Source organism: Streptomyces sp. NPDC002573, assembly GCF_042889625.1.
GTDB classification, from domain to species: Bacteria; Actinomycetota; Actinomycetes; order Streptomycetales; family Streptomycetaceae; genus Streptomyces; species Streptomyces gibsoniae.
On sequence record NZ_JBIARC010000021.1, the window covers coordinates 43,404 to 66,081 of the forward strand.

Below are 22,678 nucleotides of genomic sequence, written 5' to 3' on the forward strand. Positions count from 1 at the left end.
CGGCCTCTCACACTGCCGCGACCTTATTTCGGGCGGCCCCGTACCGCCTCCCCCGTTTTCGTTGTCTTCGCTGGTCAGAGCGTTCGGATCAGTGTGCGCCGAACAGTTCGAGCAAATCGTTCTTGCCGAACATCCGGGCGGTCTCGACGGCCGAGGGCATTCCTGCGGCCGGGTCGGCGCCGCCGTCCAGGAGCGCCTGGATGACCTCGAGCTCGCCCTTGAAGACTGCCCCGGCGAGCGGGGTCTGGCCTCGGTCGTTGACCCGGTCCGCCTCCGCGCCGCGCGCCAGCAGGGCCCGTACGGCGTCGGCGTGGCCGTGGTAGGCGGCGAGCATCACCAGGGAGTCACCGCGGTCGTTGGTGAGGTTGGCGGGAACGCCCGCGTCGACGTACGCGACGAGCGCCTCGGTCTCGCCTCGGCGCGCCAGATCGAAGATCTTGGTCGCCAGCTCCACGACCTCGGGGTCGGGGGCTTCACTCATCGGCCGGACCGCCTCTCACTACGACTGCTGGGGACTGCGGGAGCGTACGACAGCGAGCGGTGCCGCCGTACAGGGGCGCGTACGACGGCGAGCGGTGCCGCCGTACGGGTGAATCGCCAGCGTACTGGCTTCCATGGCACATGACCGGCACCCCGCCAGGCAAAGATCACGACAGGGTCCGTCGCGGCGCGCGCCCGGGCTCCGTCCCTACAGGATGGCTCCACCAAGCGAGGGAAATTCTGACGATTTCACTCGTTTGCACCTTTTATCGTATGGATACATGCTGTGAGCCTGGAAGTACTCATGGTGACAGTCCCCGCGATCCAGGAGATCCCATGGTCCTCAACGTCTCCGGTGTGCTGCTGCTCGGCACCTGCGTCTTCCTCTTCTCCAGGAAGGACGGCCTCAAGGGCTCGCACGCCGCAGTCTGCTCACTCTTCGGCTTCTACCTCGCCAGTACCGGCATCGCTCCGGGCATCAAGGCCGGCGGCCAGAGCCTCGCGAGCCTGCTCGGAGGGATCAATTTCTGACCCCGCTCCCGCCCCCGCACGCACCCCCAGGAGAACGACGTGGCCCGGCGCCCCCTCCCCCGCATCCTGCGCAACGGCAGCGCCCAGATGGCCCGCAGCCGCCAGCTGGCCCGGACGGCGGCCGGCGGCGCGGGCGACGTCCTCCAGCCGCTGTTCCTCCTCACCCGCGGTCTGCACCGGCTGGCCGGAGCCGGGCGGCGCAGGTGGTCGGCCACCCCGAAGGACCGGCGGGGACCGCTCCTCTTCCTGGTCACCTCGGTGATCCTGGTCGTGGCCCTGGTGCCGTACGGGCCCCTGCTCGCCGGGCTCACGCTCATGGCGGCCGCGGCCTGGAAGGGCCGCGACCGCAGAAAGCCGAAGCCCTCGGGGCCCGACGACGCGCAGACCAAGCGCCTGCGGACGCTGTACGAGGCGCTGGTCCCGTACTTCTCGACCGCCCAGGACCCCGATCCGCTCTACGCGCACGGCGGAGACTGGACCCGGGCCCTGTCCTCGTACGACTTCGACGACACCGGCCGGATCTCACGGCTCCGGGTCCGCTACCCCGCCTACTTCACCGACGGCGAGGCCGCCTCGCGGGCCCGGATCGAGCAGCTTCTGCACGCCAAGTCCGGCCGGGGGCGCGAGTACCACTTCACCTGGGACGAGGAGGCGAACGAGCTGACGGTGACCGTGCTGCCGCCCCTTCCCACGGACATCGCCGCCCAGCGCTTCGTGACCGCACCGGGCGAGACGGTCCTGGGCTTCACCGACCCCACCGGCGTCCAGCGCACCCTGCCGCTCACCCACGGCGACGAGCAACGCGATGTGCCCCCCGTGGTGTGGCGCACGGGTTCCCGCTCCACCGAACCGCATCTGCTGATCGCGGGCGCCCCCGGCAGCGGGACGACGACGCTCGTACGCTCCATCGCCCTCCAGGCGCTGCAGCACGGCGACGTCCTGATCGTCGAGGGCGGCGACACCGGCGAGTACGCGTGCCTGACGGGCCGGGACGGGGTGCTGTCCGTGGAGTCGGGCCTCGTCGGCGCGGTGTCCAGCCTGGAATGGGCGACCCATGAGACCGAGCGGCGGCTGATCTCCGCGAACCGCGCGCGGCAGGCCGGACACCCCTCGCCGGACGACATCAGGCGTCCGCTGTGGATCCTGCTGGACCGGCCCGGTGCCCTCGGGCACCTCGCCGCCGCCGACGGCCGCGAGGATCCCCAGGTGCTGCTCCAGGTGCCCCTGCGGCACGGGCGCGCGGCGAACGTCACGGTCGTGGTGGCCGAGCAGCTGGACGCTCTGGACGGACTGTCGGACGCGGTGCGGCAGTACACCCGCGCGCGCGTGGTGCTCGGCCCCGTGGTCGCGGACGAGCTGCAGGCGGTGCTCGGGGTGCCCCCGCACACCACGCCCGTGCTGGACGTCCCGCCGGGCCGGGGCTACGCCCGCCTGGGCTCGGGTCCGGTCCACCGGCTCCAGGTGCCGGCCACTCCGGACCCATACGACGACGCGACCAGCGAGAGCCACCGGCAGGCGGTCCTCGGACTCCTGCCGCAGCACAGCACGCCGGCCGCGGCGGTGGGGATCGAGGCGATGGCCACGGAGGGCTGACGGACCGGCACACCGGCCGGCTGCCCGCCCCTCAACGACCCTTCCCTCGGCCGGCCTCCCGCACGACGAACCAGGCCCGCCCGACCGAACCCCGGCGCCCGACCGAACCCCGGCGGGCCGCCGAGCCCCGGCTTGGCCGCCAAGGCCAGGCGGCGAAGATTCGCACCTGTCAGGCGACAAAGGTGCGCGGCGCCTCCGTCGGCCCCGACACCCCCGTCTCCACCAGACGCGCGGCGGCGGCCAGCCGTACCGCCGCCTCCTCGGCCACCGCGCCGCCCACCGTGAACGGCAGCCGGACGTACCCCTCGAAGGCGCCGTCCACGCCGAAGCGGGGCCCGGAGGGCACCCGGACGCCGACCCGCTCCCCCGCCTCCGCGAGCCGGGAGCCCGACAGGCCGCCGGTGCGCACCCACAGCGTCAGACCGCCCTGCGGCACCGAGAACTCCCACGTCGGCAGCTCCCTGCGCACCGCGGCGACCAGGGCGTCCCGGTTCTCCCGGGCCTGCTCGCGGCGCAGCCCCACCGCCTGCTCCCAGCCGCCCGTGCTCAGCAGCCAGTTCACGGCCAGCTGCTCCAGCACCGGTGTGCCGAGGTCCGCGTAGGCGCGGGCCGCGACCAGGCTGCGGATCACATCGGGGGCGGCCCGCACCCAGCCGATGCGCATGCCCGCCCAGAACGCCTTGCTCGCCGAGCCCACGATGATGACGGCGGAGCCCGCCGGGTCGAAGGCGCTGACCGGGCGCGGCATCTTCAGGCCGTCCTCCAGATGCAGCTCGCTCATGGTCTCGTCGACGACCAGGACCGTCCCCGCGGACCGGGCCGCCTCCACCAGGCGGCGCCGCTGGTCCTCGTCGGCCAGCGCGCCCGTCGGATTGTGGAAGTCGGCGACGACGTAGGCCAGGCGTGGCGCGGCCTCGCGCAGCACCTGGCGCCAGCGGTCCAGGTCCCAGCCGCCGAGTCCCTCGCCCATGGCCACCGGCACCAGCCGGGCCCCAGCCTCCCGCATCAGCTGCAGGATGTTGGCGTACGACGGCGACTCGACGGCGATGCGTTCGCCACGCCCGGCGAAGAGGTGGCAGATCGCGTCCATCGCGCCCATGGCGCCCGTGGTCACCATGATCTGCTCCGGCATGGTGGGGATGCCGCGTGCCGTGTAGCGCTCGGCGATCATGGCGCGCAGCGCGGGCAGCCCCGCCGGGTAGTCGCCGTGCGTGTGCGCGTAGGGCGGCAGCTCCTCCAGGGCGCCCTGCACGGCGCGGGTGAGCCAGGGCTCGGGCGCGGGAAGCGCGGCGCAGCCCAGGTCGATCATCGAGCCCAGGGCCTCCGGCGGGAGGGGTTCGAGGCCGCGGGCGGGCAGCGGGTTCCCGGCCGGCACGGCGGTCCAGCTGCCGGCGCCGCGGCGGGACTCCAGGAAGCCTTCGGTGCGCAGCGCCTCGTAGGCGGCGGCGACGGTGGTCCGGCTCACGGACAGGGCGAGCGCCAGTTCCCGCTCGGCGGGCAGCCGGGCCGCGACGGGCACGCGGCCCTCCAGGACGAGCAGCCGGATGCCGTCGGCGAGCGAGCGGTAGGCGGGCGGGCGGCGGCTGCCGGGGCCCCCGGGGCGGTCCTGCTGGGAGGTGAGCAGCCGGGCCAGCTGTGCCGCACCCACTGCCGAGGTCCACTGCGCCATGTTTTCCAGTCCACCTTCCCGGAATTGGCCATGGATGGCTTCTCTTTCCAAGCCACAGAGTGTCATGCGCCAGGCCACTACCACCACAGGGGGGTTCCTTTTGTCCGCCGAGCCGTCTCTCGATACGTCCATTGACACGTCCATGAAGGGCAGCCGGCGGCTCGGGCGCCGGCTGTTCCAGCTGTACGCGGGCCTGGCGCTCTACGGCGCGAGTTCCGCGCTCCTCGTGCAGGCGGGCCTCGGCCTGGAGCCCTGGAACGTCCTCCACCAGGGCCTTTCGGAACTGACCGGCCTCAACATGGGTGTGGTCCTCACGATCGTCGGCGCGATCGTGCTGCTGCTGTGGGTCCCGCTGCGCCAGCGTCCCGGCCTCGGCACCGTCTCCAACGTGCTCGTCATCGGTTTCGCCATGGACGCCACCCTCGCGGTGCTCCCCGAGGTCCACTCCCTGGCCGTGCGGGTGCCCCTTCTTCTCGCGGGCGTCGTGCTCAACGGCATGGCGACCGGCCTCTACATCACCGCGGACTTCGGGCCCGGGCCGCGCGACGGCCTGATGACCGGACTGCACCGGCGTACCGGCCGCTCCGTCCGGCTGATCCGCACGGCCGTCGAGGTCGCCGTCGTCGCGACCGGTTTCGCCCTCGGCGGCACCGTGGGCGTGGGCACGGTCCTGTACGCGCTGTGCATCGGCCCGCTCGCCCAGTTCTTCCTGCGCGTGTTCGCCGTCCCCCGGGCATCGGGCCGCAGCGCGGTCGTTGCCACGGGGCAACCGGAACGCGCGATACTGCCTCGGTGACGACCCTCATACGCCATCCCTATCTCGACCATCCCGGCCCGATCGCCTTCGCCCACCGGGGTGGAGCGGCGGACGGCCTGGAGAACACCGCGGCCCAGTTCCGGCGCGCGGTCGCCGCGGGCTACCGGTACATCGAGACGGACGTGCACGCCACGGCCGACGGGAAGCTGGCAGCGTTCCACGACGCGACCCTGGACCGGGTGACCGACGGGGCGGGCCGGATCGCCGACCTGCCCTGGAGCGAGGTCAGCCAGGCTCGGGTGGCGGGCACCGAGCCGGTGCCGCTGTTCGAGGAACTGCTCGAGGAGTTCCCCGAAGTGCGCTGGAACGTGGACGTCAAGGCGGAGCCCGGCCTGCTCCCCCTGCTCGATCTGATCGGGCGCACGAACTCCTGGGACCGGATCTGCGTCGGCTCGTTCTCCGAGGCGCGCGTGACACGGGCCCAGCAGTTGGCCGGGCCGCGCCTGGCGACGTCCTACGGCACCCGCGGGGTGCTCGGTCTCCGGCTGCGCTCCTGGGGGCTGCCCGCACCGGTGCGGCGCTCGGCGGTCGCCGCGCAGGTTCCCTGGTCCCAGTCGGGCGTGCCGGTGGTCGACCGCCGTTTCGTGCGCACCGCTCACGCGCTCGGACTTCAGGTGCATGTCTGGACGATCAACGAACCCGAGGACATGCACCGGCTCCTGGACCTGGGAGTCGATGGCATCATGACCGATCACATCGACACTCTGCGCAAGGTCTTCCAGGACCGGGGCACCTGGGTCTGACGCCCGCGCACGATCATGTACCGCGGGGAAGCGAGGGCACGGGTGGACATCGACACCGAGCGGGCGATGGGGGTGTCCCCGGGAGGGAGCGTGCCCCCGTCCCCGGAGGAGAACGGCGAGGCCGCCCAGCGGCGGCGTGAACAGCACGGCTGGTACTTCTACGACTGGGCGTGCTCGGTCTATTCGACGAGCGTGCTGACCGTGTTCCTCGGGCCCTATCTCACCGCCGTGGCCAAGGCGGCGGCGGACGCGGACGGCTATGTGCACCCGCTGGGCGTCCCGGTGCGGGCGGGCTCGTTCTTCGCGTACGCGGTCTCCGCCTCCGTCGTCGTGGCGATCCTGGTGATGCCGCTCGCGGGTGCGGCGGCCGACCGCAGCGGCCGCAAGAAGCCCCTGCTCGCCCTGTGCGCGTATCTGGGCGCCGCGGCCACCGCGGGCCTGTTCTTCCTGGACGGCCACCGCTATCTGCTCGGCGGTCTGCTGCTGATCATCGCGAACGCGTCGATGGCCGTCTCGATGGTCGTCTACAACTCCTATCTGCCGCAGATCGCCCCGCCCGAGGAGCGCGACGCGGTCTCCTCGCGCGGCTGGGCCTTCGGCTACGCGGCCGGCTCCCTGGTCCTGATCGCGAACCTCGTCCTGTTCACGGCGCACGACTCCTTCGGCCTGTCGGAGTCCATGGCCGTCCGTGTCTGCCTGGCCTCGGCGGGCCTGTGGTGGGGCGCCTTCACGCTCGTACCGCTTCGGCGGCTGCGCGACCGCCGTAGGGAGCCCTCCGCCTCCTCGGCGCCCGCGGTGAACGGCTGGCGGCAGTTGGCGGCCACCGTGCGGGACATGCGGGGCAAACCACTCACCCTGGCCTTCCTGCTCGCCTACCTCATCTACAACGACGGCATCCAGACGGTGATCTCGCAGGCGTCGGTGTACGGCTCCCAGGAGCTGGGGCTGAGCCAGTCCACGCTGATCACCGCCGTGCTGCTGGTGCAGGTGCTGGCGGTGGGAGGGGCCCTGGGCATGGGACGGCTCGCGCGCACCCACGGCGCCAAACGGACCATCCTCGGCTCGCTCGTCGCCTGGACGCTCACGCTCGGCGCCGGCTACTTCCTGCCCGCGGGCGCGCCGGTGGGGTTCTTCCTCCTCGCGGGCTGCATCGGGCTGGTGCTCGGCGGCAGCCAGGCGCTCTCCCGCTCCCTGTTCTCGCATCTCGTGCCGCCCGGCAAGGAGGCGGAGTACTTCTCCGCGTACGAGCTGAGCGACCGCGGGATGAGCTGGCTGGGGCCGCTGCTGTTCGGGCTCACCTACCAGGTGACCGGAAGCTACCGGGACGCGATCATCTCGCTGGTGATCTTCTTCGCCCTCGGTTTCGTCCTGCTGGCACGCGTTCCGGTCCGGCAGGCGGTGCGCGACGCGGGGAATCCGGTACCCGAAAGGATTTAGCACCTGATGGCAAAGGGCGGTAGTGTACGCGTTTGGCCTGCCAGGCGTACCGTTACTGCGCGTCAAAGGAGCCGAATCGCTGGGTGACATCTGCTAGCAGATGTGACAAACCGGGCGCCGGTGGGTACAACAAGGGGCGGCTACGACGGCGACGCTTGACCCGGAACGGGAATCTTTACCGCCGACCGGACGTTGACCGGATGACGACGACAGCGACACCTGTCCTGTGGGCGACAAGCCCGGGAGGCACGATTCATGAGTGAGCGAGCTCTTCGCGGCACGCGCCTCGTGGTGACCAGCTACGAGACGGACCGCGGCATCGACCTGGCTCCGCGCCAGGCCGTGGAGTACGCATGCGAGAAGGGGCACCGGTTCGAGATGCCCTTCTCGGTCGAGGCGGAGATCCCGCCGGAGTGGGAGTGCAAGGTCTGCGGGGCCCCGGCACTCCTGGTGGACGGCGACGGCCCGGAAGAGAAGAAGGCCAAGCCCGCGCGTACACACTGGGACATGCTGATGGAGCGGCGCACCCGCGAGGAGCTCGAAGAGGTCCTCGAGGAGCGTCTGGCCGTTCTCCGTTCCGGTGCGATGAACATCGCGGTCCATCCGAGGGACAGCCGCAAGTCCGCGTAGTCCCCACCGGGGACTGGGCGGCCAACACAGCGCACGCCGGTTCAGCGGGCGCCGTACGTCGGTGTGACGTGCGGCGCCCGTTGCCGTGTTCGCGACAACAAGCGGACCCGGTGACGACGACTCGGCGGTCCGGGGACGCGGCCTGCCCCTGAACGTCACAGCGGGCCCCGTCGGCCTCAGCGGCTTCGGGGCCCGGTTCTGCGTGCTCGGGAGCTTCAGGGGGTCAGCGGCCGGCGCGGCTCGCGCGGGGTGTCCCCGGGCTCGTCCCTGATGACCTCACCCTGAACGACCTTTCCGTCCGGACGATGAATTCGAGCCTGCCGGAAGGCGTCACCGAAACTGCCGTACGGTGCCTCGCGCAGCTTGCGGTCGAGGGTGCGCTCGGCGCGCCGGCTCACCGTCCGCTGGACCGGTGGGAGCAGAAGCAGCAGGCCCACCGCGTCGGAGAGCAGACCCGGCAGCATCAGGAGCAGACCGCCGAGCATCATCAGACCGTTGCCGCCACTTGACGGCTCGGGCACCGAGGACCGGGCTCCCAGCGTCTCGCTGAGATTGCGGAAGGCGCGGCGCCCGGCGCGCTTGACGACCATGGAGCCGAGCACGAGACCGGCGACCAGCAGCAGGATCACCGTCAGCCCTCCGGCCGCCCGCCCCACCAGCGTGAGCAGCCAGATCTCCAGGACCAGCCAGACGGCGATGCCCAGCGGCAGATACCTGCGCGTGCGGGAGCGCCGCGGTCGGGCCGGTCGGGCCTGGTACGAGGAAGTCGGTGCGCCAGTCGTCATGCTCCCAGTGTGCCTGGACCAGGCTCAGTACGGGATAAGCGGGATGACCGGGACAGGCGGGGAAGCGACACGAGGGCGCTCGGCCCTTCGGTCGCGGTCCCGACGCTGTGCAGGAGACCCGTACGGGCGACCGCCAAAGGCGGCTCGCGGTTGACGCGTGGCCCGTACGGATCCGGGAGCGGGGCTCCGGACGTTCAGGACGCGGTGCCGCGGCCCTTGACCTTGGCCACGCGGTCCCCGAAGCCCCACGCCGTGACGCGCCACAGCGCCTCGACGAGGATGTCCTTGCTCATCTTGGAGTCGCCCAGTTCGCGCTCGACGAAGGTGATGGGCACCTCGACGACGTGGTAGCCGGCCTTGACGGCGCGGCGGGCCAGGTCGACCTGGAAGCAGTAGCCCTGCGAGGCGACCTCGTCGAGGCCCAGGCCCTCCAGGGTCTCGCGACGGAAGGCGCGGTAGCCGCCCGTGATGTCGCGCAGCGGCAGATCGAGAGCGAGGCGCGAGTAGAGGCTGCCGCCGCGGGAGATGAACTCCCGGCTCTTGGGCCAGTTCACGACCCGCCCGCCCGGCACCCAGCGGGAGCCGAGCACAAGGTCGGCGCCCTTGAGCGCGGTCAGCAGACGCGGCAGCTCCTCCGGCTGGTGGGAGCCGTCGGCGTCCATCTCGACCAGGACGCCGTAGCCGCGCTCCAGGCCCCAGTGGAAGCCCGCGAGGTACGCGGCGCCCAGTCCCTGCTTGCCCGTGCGGTGCAGGACGTGCACGTTGTCGTCCTCAGCCGCGAGTTCGTCCGCGAGCTTGCCCGTGCCGTCGGGGCTGTTGTCGTCGGCCACGAGGATGTGCGCCTCGGGCACGGCCGACCGCACGCGGCCGACAATCGTCTTGATGTTCTCGGCCTCGTTGTAGGTCGGGATGATCACCAAGGCGGTGCCGAGCGGGCCGAACTTCCCCCCCTGGGCTTCTGCCGCGAGGGTCCCGTCGCCGTCGTTCACTGCTGCCCCTTCATGTCCGTACGCAGGCAACCACCATAATGGCCGTCGCCTGGACGGACGTGGCAGCAGGTTCGTACGGGGGTGTCGATTCCACAAGAGTCGGGTAAGAGGGCGGGTTTGCGCATTCTGCCCACTTCAGGGGTGGCGCCCCGTGCTCCGCCGGGCGCCCGGCGGCCCCTCGCCGGACCCGGCAGGGACGTTGCTGCGGATGGGGGCCCGGCGCCCTTCGGGCCGACCTGGGACCCGCCGGCTGCGGGTCGACCGAGAGCCGTTGTCTACTGGACGTCCGGGCCCCACCCGGGTCGCACCCTGCCGACCGGCCGGAACGTCCCCGTGCCGTGGCGCGGGCGCTGAGCCTGGCTCCCAGTGGTGGTGCGCCGGTGCGGCACACCATCCCTGACCCAGCGGCGCTCCGGCGACTGCGCGGAGGTTCCCCGGTCGGACGTCCGACGGTGGACCCGGCCGAACCTACCGGCCCCCTGCGCCTCACTGTCAACAGCCGTGCGACCTGCGGTTTCTGCATCCGCGCCCTGGTCAGAGGGGAGGATGCGCAGGTCGCACGACGGGGTCCCGGGGAGCGGGGACGAGCCCGCCGCCCCGGCAGATCACTCGCCCGGCCGTACGAACACCGTCCGGCCGCCCACCACCGTGCGCAGACAGACGGGGAGGTCGGAGCCGGGGGTCAGATCGGGCAGTCCCGGAGTGCCGGAACGAGGGTCGGTGGACCAGCGGGCCACCCGGTCGTCGGGCGCCTGGACGACGAGGGCGTCGGTGCGCCAGACGGCGTAGTCCGCGGGCGCGCCCGGCACCAGCACCCCGGCGTCGTCGCGTCCGATCGCCCGCCAGCCGCCGCGGGTGTGCGCCGTGAACGCGGCGCGTACGGAGATCCGGTGCTCGGGGGTGCGATGGAAGGCCGCCGCCCGCACCGTGCCCCAAGGGTCCAGGGGGGTGACGGGGCTGTCGGACCCGAAGGCCAGGGGGACACCGCTGCGCAGCAGGGCCGCGAACGGGTTGAGGGTCCCGGCGCGCTCGGCGCCGAGCCGCTCCGCGTACATCCCGTCCGCGCCGCCCCACAGGGCGTCGAAGGCGGGCTGCACGGAGGCGGTGAGACCGAGTTCGGCGAAGGCCGCGATGGTCTCGGGGGTGAGCATCTCGGCATGCTCGATGCGATGGCGGCCGGCGCGGACGCGGGCGAGGCCGACCTTCTCGGCGGCGGCGCGCACGCCCTCGACCACGGCGGTGACGGCGGCGTCGCCGATGGCGTGGAAGCCCGCCTGCAGCCCGCTCTCGGTGCAGGCGACGACATGTGCGGCGACGGCGGCGGCGTCCAGGTGGGCGCTACCGGTGTGGCCCGCGTCGGCGTACGGCTCGTGCAGGCATGCCGTGTGCGAGCCGAGGGATCCGTCGACGAACAGATCGCCCGCGGCGCCGAGCGCGCCGAGCTCCCGCGCCTTGTCGACGTCCTGCTCGGCCCAGTAACCCACGACCCGGGGGCCGGACTCCTCGGCGGCCAGACGGAGCAGCCCGGTGAGGTCCTCCTCGGAGGAGATCTCCGGGCCGGCGCACTCGTGGACCGAGCCGATGCCGAGGGAGGCGGCGTGCGCGAGGGCGGCCCGCTGGGCCTCGGTGCGCTGGGCGGGGGTCACCGCCGCGAACGCCGCGGCGCGCACGGCGTGGTGGGCGTCCCGGATGAGCGGTTCCCCGTCGCTGAAGCCGTCCCGGTCGCGTACGCCCGGCGTCAGGTCCAGCAGCGCGGTGGTGACGGCGGCGGAGTGGACGTCGATGCGGCTGAGGTAGAGCGGGCGGCCGCCGGTGGCCTCGTCGAGTTCCTCCCGGCGCGGCGCCCGCCGCTCGGGCCAGCGGGCGGCGTCCCAGCCATGACCGAGCAGAACGCGGTCCTGGGGGCGGTCGGCGGCGAACTCGCGGACGCGGGCGAGGGCGGCGGCCAGGGAGGGCGCGCCGGACAGGTCGAGACCCGTGAGCGCGAGGCCCGTGGAGGTGGTGTGCACATGTGCGTCGGTGAAGGCCGGGGTGACGAGCGCGCCGTCCAGGTCCACGACCTCGTCCACGCCGTCCGCGAAGGCGTCGGCCGCGCCTTCGGAGCCGACCCAGGCGACCTGCCCGTGCTCGACGACCATGGCCGTCGCGAAGGGGTCGGCGGGGCTGTGGACTTCTCCTCGGCGCAGCAGGACGGTCTGCGGCGGGGCGGTGCGCTCGTTCATGGGGACAGTCTCGCGCCTCGCCGGGGCGGACCGGCACGCAGGTCCCGCAGGAGGGGTCAGATCCGGGGCGGCCGTGACTCGTACGGGGTGGAGAGGACCACCGTCGTGCGCGTCGACACCCCCGCGAGCGTCCGCAGCCGCGCGAGCAGTTCCTCCAGCTCGTGGGGCGTGGCCACACGGACCTTGAGGATGTAGTTCTCGTCGCCCGCGACGCTGTGACACGCCTCGATCTCGGGAACGCCGGCCAGGCGGTCCGCGATGTCGTCGGGGGCGCTGGGGTCGAACGGCTTCACCGAGATGAAGGCGGTCATCGGCAGACCGACGGCCTCCGGGTCGACGACGGCGGCGTACCCGCGGATGACGCCACGCTGCTCCAGCCGGCGCACCCGCTGGTGCACGGCCGACGTGGACAGGCCCGTGGCCTTGCCCAGGTCGGTGTAGCTCATCCGCCCGTCCTTGACGAGCAGCTGCACGATCTGTCGGTCCAGCTCCTCCATGGCGCTAGAACCTACAGGGCCGCAGATCCCCACCGATACCTCAGGCGCAGGTCATACCCGGTTTGTGACGTTCAGGGAGGCGACTTGTGGGCCCTCGGGGGCGGACACGGGAGCGCTGCGCGGCAACCGGGTGCCGCTCGCAGGTGCCCGACGCGGCGGCCGGCGGCGGGCGCACCAGGCACCTGCGAATGGCATGTGACGAACGCCACAGTACCCGAACAGGCTTCGTGATGTCCTCGTGATTACCGCAGAGACCGGACGGGAAGTGCTTGCTGTGGTCGAGGCCGCGGTGCCTTGTCGGCCCAGCCCGAGGGGGAGAATCCCAATGCAGAGTCTGAAGCGCCTTGGTCGCAGCACGTCCAAGCGGCAGCAGCCGGTCGTCGAGCCCGAGCCGGAGGGCGTCGAACCCACCGCCGACGACGACGAGTTCGACACGTACGACACCTTCGAGATGTACCGGGTGATCTGCCCGGACTGCGCGCAGCCCATCGCACTTCTGGCGGACGAGGAGGTCCTGCCGGAGCACGCGCTGTGCGCCTCGCCGTGGAACCCGTTCGGGCTCACGGTCTGTTCGGGCACGGGTCGCGCGGCGGCCGAGGCCCGGCCCGCGGACGAGTCCGCGGCGCCGCAGGAGCAGGACACCGCCCTGCTGCTGACGCTCCCTCAGGGGCTCGACTGGCGGATGCAGCCGTTCTCGCACGTCGGCGGCCCGGGCTCGCGCCCGCTGCGGCTGACGGCCTGAGCCGCCCCCGTTCGCCCGCCGCCCCACGGCCCCGGACAACGTCCCGGCCGGCCTCGCCGCCGGGACACCGCGGCACCCCGCTGCCCGTCCCAGCGGGGTCCCCGTCGGCCTGCGGGACCTGACCTCGCGTCAGGTGCGTCGCCGGACCCCCGCCATCCGATACCGCGTCAGCGGGCCCTGTGGCGGAGGACGGCGCACCGTGCCCCGTACGGGCCCTTCGGGAACTCACGCTCGAATACCGAGGCCGGTGACCCGCGCACACGCCCCGGCGTTCCCCATGCATGACCGCCACACAATCGGCGACCGGCCCTCGGCGACGGGTGTTCGTCCCGGCGTCGGCAGCACTGCTTCCGCCGCCGCCCCAGCCCCAGGATCCGCCCATCTACCGTGCGCTGATGCGGACCTGGGCCGACGGCGGCCGTACGCTGCCGGGACGTCACGACCCGGAGTGGGTGCGGCTCGCCGCGCCCCCGGCCGGCTCGGGGCGGCGCGCGGCGGGCCAGGATCCGTTCAGCGCGACTCGGGACCCACGAGGTGACGGGCGATGACCATCCGCTGGATCTGATTGGTCCCCTCGACGATCTGCAGCGCCTTGGCCTCGCGCATGTAGCGCTCGACCGGGAAGTCGGCGGTGTAGCCGTACCCGCCGAGCACCTGGACGGCGTCGGTGGTGACCTTCATCGCCGTGTCCGTGCAGTGCAGCTTCGCCATGGCCGCCTGCTTGCCGAACGGCCGCCCGGCGTCACGCAGCCGTGCCGCCGCCAGATACAGCGCCCGGCCCGCCTCGATCTGCGTCGCCATGTCGGCGAGCATGAAACGCAGCCCCTCGAAGTCCGAGATCGGCCGCCCGAACTGCGCACGCTCGGTCGCGTACCCGACCGCCTGGTCCAGGGCCGCCTGGGCCAGCCCGATCGCGCAGGCGGCGATGCCCAGCCGCCCGGAGTCGAGCGCGGACAGGGCGATGGCGAAGCCCTGGCCCTCCTCGCCGAGGCGGCGCTCGTCGGGCACCCGCACTCCGTCCAGGTGGACCTGTGCGGTCGGCGAGCCGGTCATGCCCATCTTCTTCTCGGGCGTCACACCGCTCAGCCCCTCGGCGTCGCCGGGGACGAGGAAGGCGGTGATCCCGCGCGGCCCCTCCGCGCCGGTGCGTGCCATCACGGTGTAGAAGTCGGCGATCCCGCCGTGCGTGATCCATGCCTTCGTGCCGTTGATCACCCAATCGCCGCCCTCGCGGAGGGCCTTGGTGCGCAGGGACGCCGCGTCCGAACCGGAGGACGCCTCGGAGAGGCAGTAGGCGCCCAGCAGTCCGCCGCCGAGCATCGCCGGCAGATGCTCCACCTGCTGCTCCTTGGTGCCGTAGTGCGCGAGGGCGTGGCAGGCGAGGGTGTGGACGCTGACGCCGAGGCCGACGGTGAGGCGGACCGCCGCCAGTTCCTCCAGGACCTGGAGGTAGACCTCGTAGGGCTGGTCACCGCCGCCGTACTCGGAGGCGTAGGGCAGGCCGAGGAGCCCGGACTCGGAGAGCAGGCGGAAGACGTCGCGCGGGAAGTGCCCGGCGTACTCCTCCTCGGCCGCCTTCGGCGCGATCTCACGCTGCGCGATGTCGCGGACGAGCGAGATCAGATCCCTGGCCTCGTCCGTGGGCAGTACACGGTCCACCGGCTGCGGGGCGTGGTCGGGCATGGCGACGCTCCTCTCCCTTTTCGGGATCATCGGCGGACGCGCGCCTTGGGTGGGGGCGGCTCCGCCGGGTCTCACTGGGCCTGGCCGATGCTCGTGGCTCCGGGTCTCGGAGGCGGCTGACCAGCGGTTGTGCCGGTTGGAGTATGCCCGATCGGAGGCATGGAGTCACCAGTTAACGACCGCTTACTGCAAGAAACATTCCCCCATCGATATTGGTCCGAACCATTGACCCACTGGTCTAGTCCTCCTACTGTTGCGAGCCCATCCCTTCATCGCGTCCATGCCAATCGCCACGCGTTCCGTCAGCGCGCGTTCCCCTCTCCCCCACGGAGGAGAAACGATGCTCACTTCTCACCGCTTCCGCGCCCTCCCCCTGCGGGCGCTCCTGTCCGCCGCGTGCAGCGCCGCCCTCGGGGCGGGACTGCTCACGGGCGCGGGCACCGCGACCGCGACCGCCACCGAGGCCGGACCCGTCCGGGCGACCGCGGCGGGCTCCAAGGTGGTCGGCTACTTCACCGAATGGGGCACCTACGACCGCAAGTACCTGGTCAAGAACATCGAGACCTCCGGATCGGCGGCCAGGCTCACCCACATCAACTACGCCTTCGGCAATGTCACCGGCGGCAAGTGCGCGATGGGCGACTCCTACGCCGCCACCGACCGCGCCTACACCGCGGCCGAGTCGGTGGACGGCGTCGCCGACACCTGGGACCAGCCGTTGCGCGGCAACTTCAACCAGTTGCTGAAGCTGAAGAAGAAGCACCCGAACCTCAGGATCCTGTGGTCCTTCGGCGGCTGGACCTGGTCGAGCGGCTTCGGCGAGGCCGCTAAGAACCCCGCCGCCTTCGCCCAGTCCTGCTACGACCTGGTGAAGAACTCCAAGTGGGCGGGAGTCTTCGACGGCATCGACATCGACTGGGAGTACCCGAACGCCTGCGGCAACACCTGCGACACCAGCGGCCGGGCGGCGTTCAGGAATCTGATGGCGGCCCTGCGGTCGAAGTTCGGCTCCGGCTCGCTGGTCACGGCGGCGATCACCGCCGACGCCACGAGCGGCGGCAAGATCGACGCGGCGGACTACGCGGGGGCGGCGGCGTACGTCGACTGGTACAACCCGATGACGTACGACTACTTCGGCGCCTGGGACGCGACCGGCCCCACGGCCCCGCACTCGCCGCTGAATTCCTACTCCGGCATCCCGAAGGCCGGCTACACCACCTCCGCCACCATCGCCAAGCTCAGGGGCCTCGGCATCCCGGCCTCCAAGCTGCTGCTCGGCATCGGCTTCTACGGGCGCGGCTGGACCGGGGTCACCCAGGCGGCGCCGGGCGGGACGGCCACCGGCCCGGCGGCGGGCACGTACGAGCAGGGCATCGACGACTACAAGGTGCTCAAGAGCAAGTGCCCGGCGACCGGCACGGTGGGCGGCACCGCGTACGCCAAGTGCGGGAACAACTGGTGGAGCTACGACACCCCGTCGACCGTCGCGACGAAGATGACGTACAAGAACCAGCAGGGCCTCGGCGGCACCTTCTTCTGGGAGCTGAGCGGTGACACCGCGAACGGAGAGCTGATCAAGGCCATCGACTGACGTACACGGCAGAGGACTTGGGCGGGAGTCGCGGCGGCTCCCGCCCAGGCGTGCGGGCCGTGGGTGCGGTCAGGTGTCCCGGCGCGCGGGCGGTGGGGCGACATAGGCGGGCTCCATCTCCTCGATGGCGCGCAGGGTGCCGCCGAGGGTCTTCACGAGCAGCTCGCGCATGGTGTCGCGGGACAGTACCGGGCGGTCGATCCAGTCGAGGGTCGCGCCTTCCACGCTGCACACCCAGCCGAGCAGACCCATGCGCGCCAGCGGGCCGATCTCCCGCCGGCCGTACGCGCCCTCGGCGATGGTGGTGACGATCGCCTCGCGCACCCCCTCCCGGATGGCGTGGACCTGGGCGTCGAAGCCGACTCCGCCGCTCACGATCGTGCGGTACGCGGCCTGGTTGTGCTCCGCATAGCGCAGATAAGTGTCCATGGTGCGGTGCACCCGCTCCAGGGGCGGCAGTCCGAGGCTGCCGGCCGCCAGGGTCACGAGGCCGGCCACCGAATCCTCGACAATGGCGAGGTAATAGCCGCGCTTCGATTTGAAGTAGTAGTAGATCAGCCCTTTGGCCACATGGGCGTGACGTGCGATGTCATCCATCGACAACGCGTCGTACGATGTGTCGGAGAATAACTTCCGCCCGATGGCGATGAGTTCGGCGCGGCGTGCCAGAGAGCGATCGGTGCCGCGCACCCGCGGACGTACGTCGTCTCGCTGTTGACTGTTATTCAATTTCGACCCAAGCCTCCAACTGCCGGCGGGACATCCGCAGTATTGCAGAACGACATCCCCAGCATGTTCGACTCTGATCGACTTGGTGGGACGCTGTTCGGAAGTAGCGGGCCGAATTGTTCAGGAAGGTCGGGACGTCCGGGTCACAGCCAGCCGAGCTGAGTGACGAGCATCGCGAGGACCACCACGAGGACCCAGCCCACGATGTGTTCGAGGATCTTCGGGCCGTCGTCGCGGGGACCGCCCGTGCGGACGCGGAGTCGGGCGGCGGCGGCAGAGATGGCGGTCATGGCGGCTCGCTGGTCTTGGCTCGTGCGGTGGACTCCCCCTCTGTCCACCTTGCCACCGGAATGAGCGGGCGCGGCGGAGAGCTTGGTCACAGGCCGGGGCGGGCGGCGCGCACGCGAAGGCCCCTGCCGTGGCGGGGCCTCGGGACCGGTGACGGAGGCGCTTCCGGGTCAGCGCACGCCCACCGCCGCCAGCGCCTTGCGCTGCTGGGCGGTCGGGTGTGCCGGGAAGTACAGATAGCAGACCCCGCCGGTGCCGGAGACGACCTTGCCGGTGGCGTTGTACCGCTTGGTCCTGAGCCAGATGTTCTCGAACTCCCGTCGGCGGTAGACGCGCCGTACCGCGTTGTCGTCGGGCGAGGCCGGGTCGTTGGCGATCACATCGCCCGCGGCGGTGAAGCCGATCACGGTCATCAGATGGCCCGACGTGCCGTACCCGGCCCCCGTCAGCTCCTCCTTCAGGAACGACTGGGACGTGATCACGGGGATCCCCGCCGCGACCAGCCGCTCCAGATCGGTGAGCGAGGCCAGCCGGGTGACCACGGCCTGGAGGTCCTTGAACGTGGCCGCGTAGGCCGCGTTGAACGGCCAGTTGCCGCATCCCTCGTACTGGTAGTCGTAGGTGGAGCGGGCCGCGTGGCAGACCTGCGGGTCGGCGTACGAGGGGTCGACCCAGGACAGCTGCTCGGGGGTGAGCCGCCCGCCCCGGTACTCGATGATCATCTGCGAGGAGGTGGGGCTGCACCACGCCTCGCCGCCGTTGTCGTACTCGGGGTACTGGCCCTTGTGGATCTCCTGCGAGTAGCGCGGGACGGCCAGCTCCCGGGTGAGGCCCGGGGTGGAGGCCGGGACGGTGAAGCGGTCCGGGATGTCGGATCCCATGGCGCCGAGGCGCCACACGGTCGGAGTGAGCCGGGTGCCCGGTGTGCGGTAGAGGGTCAGGCGCAGGCGGTACGACACCAGGCGCAGGCCCGAGGCCGCGTCCGTGATGGCGAAGGTGTCGGTCGAGATGCTGCTCTTGCCGTCGGCCTGGCCGTCGACGGACGTCCGCCGGATGTCCTGGTCGCCGGCCGCCCAGCGGCCCATCACGTACCAGGGGGTGTCCGTGCCGTCGGAGTAGGTGCCCCGCAGCTCGACCTGGAGCCAGGTGCCCGCGGGGGTCTGCGCGTTCCAGGAGGCGACGGCCTCGGTGGACGGCACGGACAGGCGGCGCACCGGCGAGGTCCAGGTGGCGTACTCCCAGCTCGCGGTCTTCCCGGTGTGCGGGTCCGGGTAGTCGGTGCGGCCGGCCGGAGTCGCGATCACCACCCCGGGGCGGCTGCCGGCGACGGCCCGGACCCCCTGGCCGGCGCCGCTGCGCCAGTCGGAGTACGTGGTCCAGGCGCGGTAGTCCACGGGGCGCGGGGGTTCCTGCGCCGGTCCGGTGGCCGGACCCGCTGGGGCGGCCGCGGCCGCCGGACCCGTGACCGCCCCGGTCACCGCGGCCACGGCGATCGCGGTGGCGAGGACGGTTCTGCGGGACGGCTCTGAAGCTCTGCTCATCGGTCGACGACCCCCAGGTGTCCTGAAGCGATGGTCCGGACGCACGGTTTGCGCCAACTATGGCGGCCGTACGGGGAGTACGCCACCGCTTCGGCCCTCGGCGTGTCCACCAATATTGGTCCCGACCACTGGCGGGACCTGGGCTTTCGCGTCCGGCGGACGCACGCGGGTGCCGGACACCCCCGGTGCGCCCGGCGGGTGGGCACGAGAGTCGCGCACCCCGCCGGACGCGGCGCCGGGTGTCCCTCAGACGAGGTCCATCGCCGCCACCTCGTCCGGGCGGCCGTAGCTGACCGGCCCCTGGAAGCGGCGGCGCGCGGTGGCGAACCACCACGCCGTGGCGACGACCAGCACGGCCCCGAGGGCGATCGGGGCGTAGTTGAAGGAGTCGACGGTGATCGGCGAGGCCTGGGGCAGCATGAACAGCACGCTGCTCAGCAGGATCCAGGCGACCGCGACCACTCCGACCGGCCGGCTCCAGCGTCCGAGCTGCCAGGGCCCGGGGTTGAATTCGGCGCCTAGGCGGAGCCGCAGGAAGATCGGCACGGCGTAGGCCAGGAAGAGCCCCACCACGTTGACGCTGACGATCGCCGTGAACGCGGTGTGGGACCACCAGCCGGGCAGCACCAGGGCGAGCGAGGAGACGACCGCGAGCCACACCGCCTTGACGGGGGTACGGGTGCGCGGCGAGACCGAGTGCCACCAGCGGGAACCGGGCATCGCGCCGTCCCGGGAGAAGGCGAAGATCTGCCGGGTGTTGCTGGTCAGGTTGGCCAGGCCGCAGAAGAGCATGGCGCCGATGACGATCAGCAGCAGCGCCTTCGCCACGCCCGTGCCCAGACCGTCGATGAGGATCTGTACGGGCGGCGCCGAGGAGCCGGCCACCTTGGTGTAGTCGCCGATGCTGTACACCAGGGCCAGCATGAGGACGAGCCCGGTGGCCGCCGACCAGGCGATGGAGCGGGTGATGCCCCGGGGTGCGTTGACCGTGGCCCGGACCGTCTCCTCGGACATGTGGAAGCTGCCGTCGAAGCCGGTGAAGGTCCAGCTGGTGACGAGCAGGCCGAGCATGCCGCCGTAGAGCCCGTTGGTGAAGCCGGTGTTGTTCACGAAGTGCGTCACGAACGAGGCGGGCCGGTGTTCGTCGGGGCCGAACGCCAGGGCGCCCACGATCACCACGAGGCCGGTCAGCAGCCACCACACGGAGATCCGGTTGAGGACCGCGACCAGACGCACGGTGTAGGTGTTGGCCAGCCCCTGGAGCACGATGATCAGCGCCGTGATCAGCACGGTCTGGTGTGCGGTGGGCTGGTACGAGGTCCACTGCAGGGCGATGAACGCCTGGATGAAGGTGGCGGCCGCGTATCCGGTGGCCGCGGTGCCGCCCACCTGTCCCACGAAGTTCAGCCAGCCGGTGTACCAGGACCAGGCGCCCTTGTGCCGTCGGGCGAGTTTTCCGGCGGAGAAATACAGGGCCCCGCTGGTCGGATAGGCGGATGCCACCTCCGCCATCGCGGCGCCGATGAAAAGCACCATGACGGAGACCCCGATCCAGCCGAAGACGAGAATGCGGGGGCCGCCCGCATTCATGCCGAAGCCGAACGAGGAGAAGATTCCGGAGAGGATGTTGATGATGGTGAAGGATATGGCGAAATTGTCGAAGGCCTGGAACCTTCGGGTGAGTTTTCGCGGATATCCCATCGCGTGCAGGGTCGCGTCGTCGTCGATCGCGACGGGATCCCGGCCCGCACGGCGTCTCGTACGGGGCAACGATGTCCGTTCTGACACAATCGGACCCTTTCTGTGTGGGGGTGGACCGATGGACGGAGAGACGGATCAGGGGGCTCCCGGGACGGGCAGTCCGCAGGTGCGGCGGGCGCGTGAGAGCTGTTCCTCGGGGTCCCCGAAGACGCTCCACGGCATACGGGAGGCGTAGGGCCCCATGGCCATCAGGACGGCGCGCGCCTCGAACACGCACTGGGCCATGACCAGCGCGTGCGCGAGATAAGCGAGGTCGAGCACCGGTGTGAAACGGTAACCGGCGACCTGGGGCAGCCAGTTCTGGTAGACCGCGAGCGCGGTGGAGCGCCACTGGGGCTGTTCCCAGACCCGGTCGGCGAGCGACTGCTCCGGGTTGTAGCTCTCCACGAGCGCGACCAGGGGCAGCAGCCGCAGCGGAGAGGTGACGGGCGCCCGCTGACTGAGGAAGGCGGCGACGTCCCAGGCGGCATTCACCGAGCCCCGATGGCGAGCGAAGAAGTAGGCGAGGAAACGGTGGTGGCCCTCGCGGTGGAAGGGGTCGAGCCGCAGGATGTGCGAGAACAGCTCCCAGGGGCCCGGCGGCGCGGTCAGCAGCCCGTGCGGGGCGGGTTCACGGATCACGTGCAGCCGCGCGAGCGACATTCTGGCCACCCAGGGGGTGGAGTCGTGCGGTGCCATGACGGTGGCGCGCGCACAGGCCTTCAGCGCGATGTGCTCCAGCGGACGGGCCCGCTCGTCGCGGGCGTCCGCGGCCCGTAGCGCCCGGAGCGTGGCCACGCGTGCCCAAAACAACGCGGCCTCGGGGCCGGGCTCCTCGGCGAGCCAGCGTTCGGCGAGGTCGGAGTCGGCGGCCTCGGAGGCGAGCACCAGGGATCGATGGGCGCGCAGCCCGGGGTCGTCACGCGTCTCGGCGAGCAGTCCGTGGGCGCCCAGATAGCGGCCGGCCCGCACTTCCACGCATACGCTCGCCAGCTCACGGTCGTCGGCCGCCGGATGCCACATGTACTGCCCTGCGAATAACCCCGCGGCCATGCTCCCCTGTCCGTCCCCGTAACGACACCGGCGGTTGCGCATCTGCACCTTACTCACCACGCGGCACAACCGGAATGCTCATTCCCGCCTCCTGGACCGCGCCGGTGATTGATCAATGAACAGTTCAATGCGAGACCGATTTCCGGCACCGAGGCCTCCGACGCGGTCGCGTAAAATGTCCCTGCGGAAAAGCCCCTGTCCCCTCCACTCCTCGCAGGAAACGCCATTCACACACTCGCCTCCTGTCTGCGGCGGCTGCCGCCGTCCTGCGGCCCCGTCCGCCTCGTCGGCGTCGACGGGCACGCCGGCTCCGGGAAGTCCACGTTCACCGGACAGTTGGCGGCCGCGCTCGATGCGCCGGTGCTGCATCTCGACGACATCGCCACCCACGAGGAGCTCTTCGCCTGGACGGACCGGCTGCTGCGCGAGGTGATCGCCCCGCTCGGCCGCGGCGAGAGCGCGCACTACCGGCCCTACGACTGGCGCACCCGCACCTTCGCCCCCGCCCGCACCCTGCCGCCCGCTCCGGTGCTCCTCGTCGAGGGGGTCGGCGCCGGACGCCGCGCGCTCCGCCCCCACCTGGGGCGTCTGCTGTGGATGGAGATGCCGCGCGAGGAGGCCTGGGAGCGCGGACGCTCCCGGGACGGCGAGGAACAGAGCGCGTTCTGGGCCGGATGGATGGCGGCGGAGCAACAGCACTTCGCAGCGGACCCCTCGCGACCGTACGCCGATCTCCTGGTGCACCAGAGGCCGATGGGTTATCAGGTGGTTCGTGGACCCGCCGGGACCCCTGGTCCGGACCACGAGATCACCGACAGTGACGAATCCACGCCGTTGTGCTGAACTTGTGAAGACCCTTGCGGACGAACTTCCTTGAGCGCTTCAGGTCGGCTTGACCCGGGGGCCGGGCAGGACTTA

22 protein-coding genes are annotated in these 22,678 nt (G+C 71.6%); 10 read left to right on the forward strand and 12 right to left on the reverse strand.

Features of this window, described 5'->3' with window-relative positions:
- Positions 1 to 88: 88 nt before the first annotated feature.
- Positions 89 to 481 (reverse strand): ankyrin repeat domain-containing protein, encoded by a 393-nt coding sequence (locus tag ACFYX0_RS20890; protein ID WP_355913852.1) that lies wholly within the window; start codon positions 479 to 481, stop codon positions 89 to 91.
- 335 nt (positions 482 to 816) lie between these two features.
- Here ACFYX0_RS20890 and ACFYX0_RS20895 point away from each other — a divergent pair, with 335 nt between their 5' ends.
- Together ACFYX0_RS20895 and ACFYX0_RS20900 are read left to right on the forward strand one after the other, a co-directional pair.
- Positions 817 to 1,011, forward strand: a complete 195-nt coding sequence (locus ACFYX0_RS20895) for a hypothetical protein (protein ID WP_355913849.1) — start codon at positions 817 to 819, stop codon at positions 1,009 to 1,011.
- A 39-nt stretch (positions 1,012 to 1,050) separates the two neighbouring features.
- Positions 1,051 to 2,604 carry a hypothetical protein gene (locus ACFYX0_RS20900; protein ID WP_388972138.1) on the forward strand — a complete coding sequence of 518 codons (1,554 nt, stop codon included), beginning with the start codon at positions 1,051 to 1,053 and terminating at the stop codon, positions 2,602 to 2,604.
- Positions 2,605 to 2,773: 169 nt separating this feature from the next.
- Here ACFYX0_RS20900 and ACFYX0_RS20905 read toward each other — a convergent pair whose 3' ends face one another.
- Entirely contained in the window at positions 2,774 to 4,273 is a 1,500-nt protein-coding gene (locus ACFYX0_RS20905) for a PLP-dependent aminotransferase family protein (protein WP_388972139.1), read from the reverse strand.
- Between the two features lie 142 nt (positions 4,274 to 4,415).
- Between ACFYX0_RS20905 and ACFYX0_RS20910 the strand changes: the two genes are divergently transcribed.
- The 4 genes from ACFYX0_RS20910 to ACFYX0_RS20925 all read left to right on the forward strand — a co-directional run bounded on the left by ACFYX0_RS20910 (position 4,416) and on the right by ACFYX0_RS20925 (position 7,900).
- Positions 4,416 to 5,069 carry a YitT family protein gene (locus ACFYX0_RS20910; RefSeq protein WP_388972140.1) on the forward strand — a complete coding sequence of 218 codons (654 nt, stop codon included), beginning with the start codon at positions 4,416 to 4,418 and terminating at the stop codon, positions 5,067 to 5,069.
- Positions 5,066 to 5,833, forward strand: a complete 768-nt coding sequence (locus ACFYX0_RS20915) for a glycerophosphodiester phosphodiesterase (RefSeq protein WP_355913838.1) — start codon at positions 5,066 to 5,068, stop codon at positions 5,831 to 5,833. Before ACFYX0_RS20910 ends, ACFYX0_RS20915 begins: the two co-directional genes overlap by 4 nt.
- Before the next feature lie 66 nt (positions 5,834 to 5,899).
- On the forward strand, positions 5,900 to 7,270 hold the full coding sequence (locus ACFYX0_RS20920) for an MFS transporter (protein ID WP_388972192.1): 1,371 nt from the start codon (positions 5,900 to 5,902) through the stop codon (positions 7,268 to 7,270).
- Positions 7,271 to 7,525: 255 nt separating this feature from the next.
- Positions 7,526 to 7,900: an RNA polymerase-binding protein RbpA gene (locus tag ACFYX0_RS20925; RefSeq protein WP_009187548.1), complete on the forward strand. Its 375-nt coding sequence runs from the start codon at positions 7,526 to 7,528 to the stop codon at positions 7,898 to 7,900.
- 215 nt (positions 7,901 to 8,115) lie between these two features.
- Here the strand turns inward: ACFYX0_RS20925 and fxsA are convergent, their stop codons facing one another.
- The 4 genes from fxsA to ACFYX0_RS20945 all read right to left on the reverse strand — a co-directional run bounded on the left by fxsA (position 8,116) and on the right by ACFYX0_RS20945 (position 12,393).
- On the reverse strand, positions 8,116 to 8,685 hold the full coding sequence (gene fxsA / locus ACFYX0_RS20930) for an FxsA family membrane protein (RefSeq protein ID WP_388972141.1): 570 nt from the start codon (positions 8,683 to 8,685) through the stop codon (positions 8,116 to 8,118).
- Positions 8,686 to 8,879: 194 nt separating this feature from the next.
- Positions 8,880 to 9,674, reverse strand: a complete 795-nt coding sequence (locus tag ACFYX0_RS20935) for a polyprenol monophosphomannose synthase (protein WP_388972142.1) — start codon at positions 9,672 to 9,674, stop codon at positions 8,880 to 8,882.
- A 605-nt stretch (positions 9,675 to 10,279) separates the two neighbouring features.
- Positions 10,280 to 11,896 carry an amidohydrolase gene (locus tag ACFYX0_RS20940; RefSeq protein ID WP_388972143.1) on the reverse strand — a complete coding sequence of 539 codons (1,617 nt, stop codon included), beginning with the start codon at positions 11,894 to 11,896 and terminating at the stop codon, positions 10,280 to 10,282.
- Positions 11,897 to 11,952: 56 nt separating this feature from the next.
- Positions 11,953 to 12,393 (reverse strand): Lrp/AsnC family transcriptional regulator, encoded by a 441-nt coding sequence (locus tag ACFYX0_RS20945; RefSeq protein ID WP_311699088.1) that lies wholly within the window; start codon positions 12,391 to 12,393, stop codon positions 11,953 to 11,955.
- A 325-nt stretch (positions 12,394 to 12,718) separates the two neighbouring features.
- Here ACFYX0_RS20945 and ACFYX0_RS20950 point away from each other — a divergent pair, with 325 nt between their 5' ends.
- Positions 12,719 to 13,135, forward strand: a complete 417-nt coding sequence (locus ACFYX0_RS20950; protein WP_388972144.1) for a hypothetical protein — start codon at positions 12,719 to 12,721, stop codon at positions 13,133 to 13,135.
- 281 nt (positions 13,136 to 13,416) lie between these two features.
- Entirely contained in the window at positions 13,417 to 13,683 is a 267-nt protein-coding gene (locus ACFYX0_RS20955) for a hypothetical protein (RefSeq protein WP_388972145.1), read from the forward strand.
- Here the strand turns inward: ACFYX0_RS20955 and ACFYX0_RS20960 are convergent.
- Positions 13,646 to 14,818 (reverse strand): acyl-CoA dehydrogenase family protein, encoded by a 1,173-nt coding sequence (locus ACFYX0_RS20960; protein ID WP_388972146.1) that lies wholly within the window; start codon positions 14,816 to 14,818, stop codon positions 13,646 to 13,648. The two genes, ACFYX0_RS20955 and ACFYX0_RS20960, sit on opposite strands and share 38 nt — an antisense overlap.
- A gap of 340 nt (positions 14,819 to 15,158) precedes the next feature.
- On the opposite strand from ACFYX0_RS20960, the gene ACFYX0_RS20965 reads away from it, so the two are divergent.
- A complete protein-coding gene (locus ACFYX0_RS20965) occupies positions 15,159 to 16,409 on the forward strand; it encodes a glycoside hydrolase family 18 protein (RefSeq protein WP_388972147.1) in 1,251 nt (416 codons plus the stop codon).
- A 69-nt stretch (positions 16,410 to 16,478) separates the two neighbouring features.
- On the opposite strand, the gene ACFYX0_RS20970 is transcribed toward ACFYX0_RS20965, so the two are convergent.
- From ACFYX0_RS20970 to ACFYX0_RS20990, 5 genes are all read right to left on the reverse strand, one after another.
- Complete coding sequence (locus ACFYX0_RS20970) at positions 16,479 to 17,138, reverse strand: TetR/AcrR family transcriptional regulator (protein WP_355913817.1); 660 nt, start codon at positions 17,136 to 17,138, stop codon at positions 16,479 to 16,481.
- Positions 17,139 to 17,281: 143 nt separating this feature from the next.
- The gene (locus tag ACFYX0_RS20975; protein ID WP_311695922.1) at positions 17,282 to 17,428 is read right to left on the reverse strand and encodes an SCO1431 family membrane protein; all 147 of its coding nucleotides are present in this window, start codon (positions 17,426 to 17,428) and stop codon (positions 17,282 to 17,284) included.
- Between the two features lie 168 nt (positions 17,429 to 17,596).
- Positions 17,597 to 18,967, reverse strand: a complete 1,371-nt coding sequence (locus ACFYX0_RS20980) for a peptidase C39 family protein (protein ID WP_388972148.1) — start codon at positions 18,965 to 18,967, stop codon at positions 17,597 to 17,599.
- Positions 18,968 to 19,213: 246 nt separating this feature from the next.
- Positions 19,214 to 20,755 (reverse strand): amino acid permease, encoded by a 1,542-nt coding sequence (locus tag ACFYX0_RS20985; protein ID WP_388972149.1) that lies wholly within the window; start codon positions 20,753 to 20,755, stop codon positions 19,214 to 19,216.
- A gap of 48 nt (positions 20,756 to 20,803) precedes the next feature.
- A complete protein-coding gene (locus ACFYX0_RS20990; RefSeq protein ID WP_388972150.1) occupies positions 20,804 to 21,760 on the reverse strand; it encodes a hypothetical protein in 957 nt (318 codons plus the stop codon).
- A 225-nt stretch (positions 21,761 to 21,985) separates the two neighbouring features.
- Here ACFYX0_RS20990 and ACFYX0_RS20995 point away from each other — a divergent pair, with 225 nt between their 5' ends.
- A complete protein-coding gene (locus ACFYX0_RS20995) occupies positions 21,986 to 22,603 on the forward strand; it encodes a uridine kinase (RefSeq protein WP_388972195.1) in 618 nt (205 codons plus the stop codon).
- Positions 22,604 to 22,678: the final 75 nt, after the last annotated feature.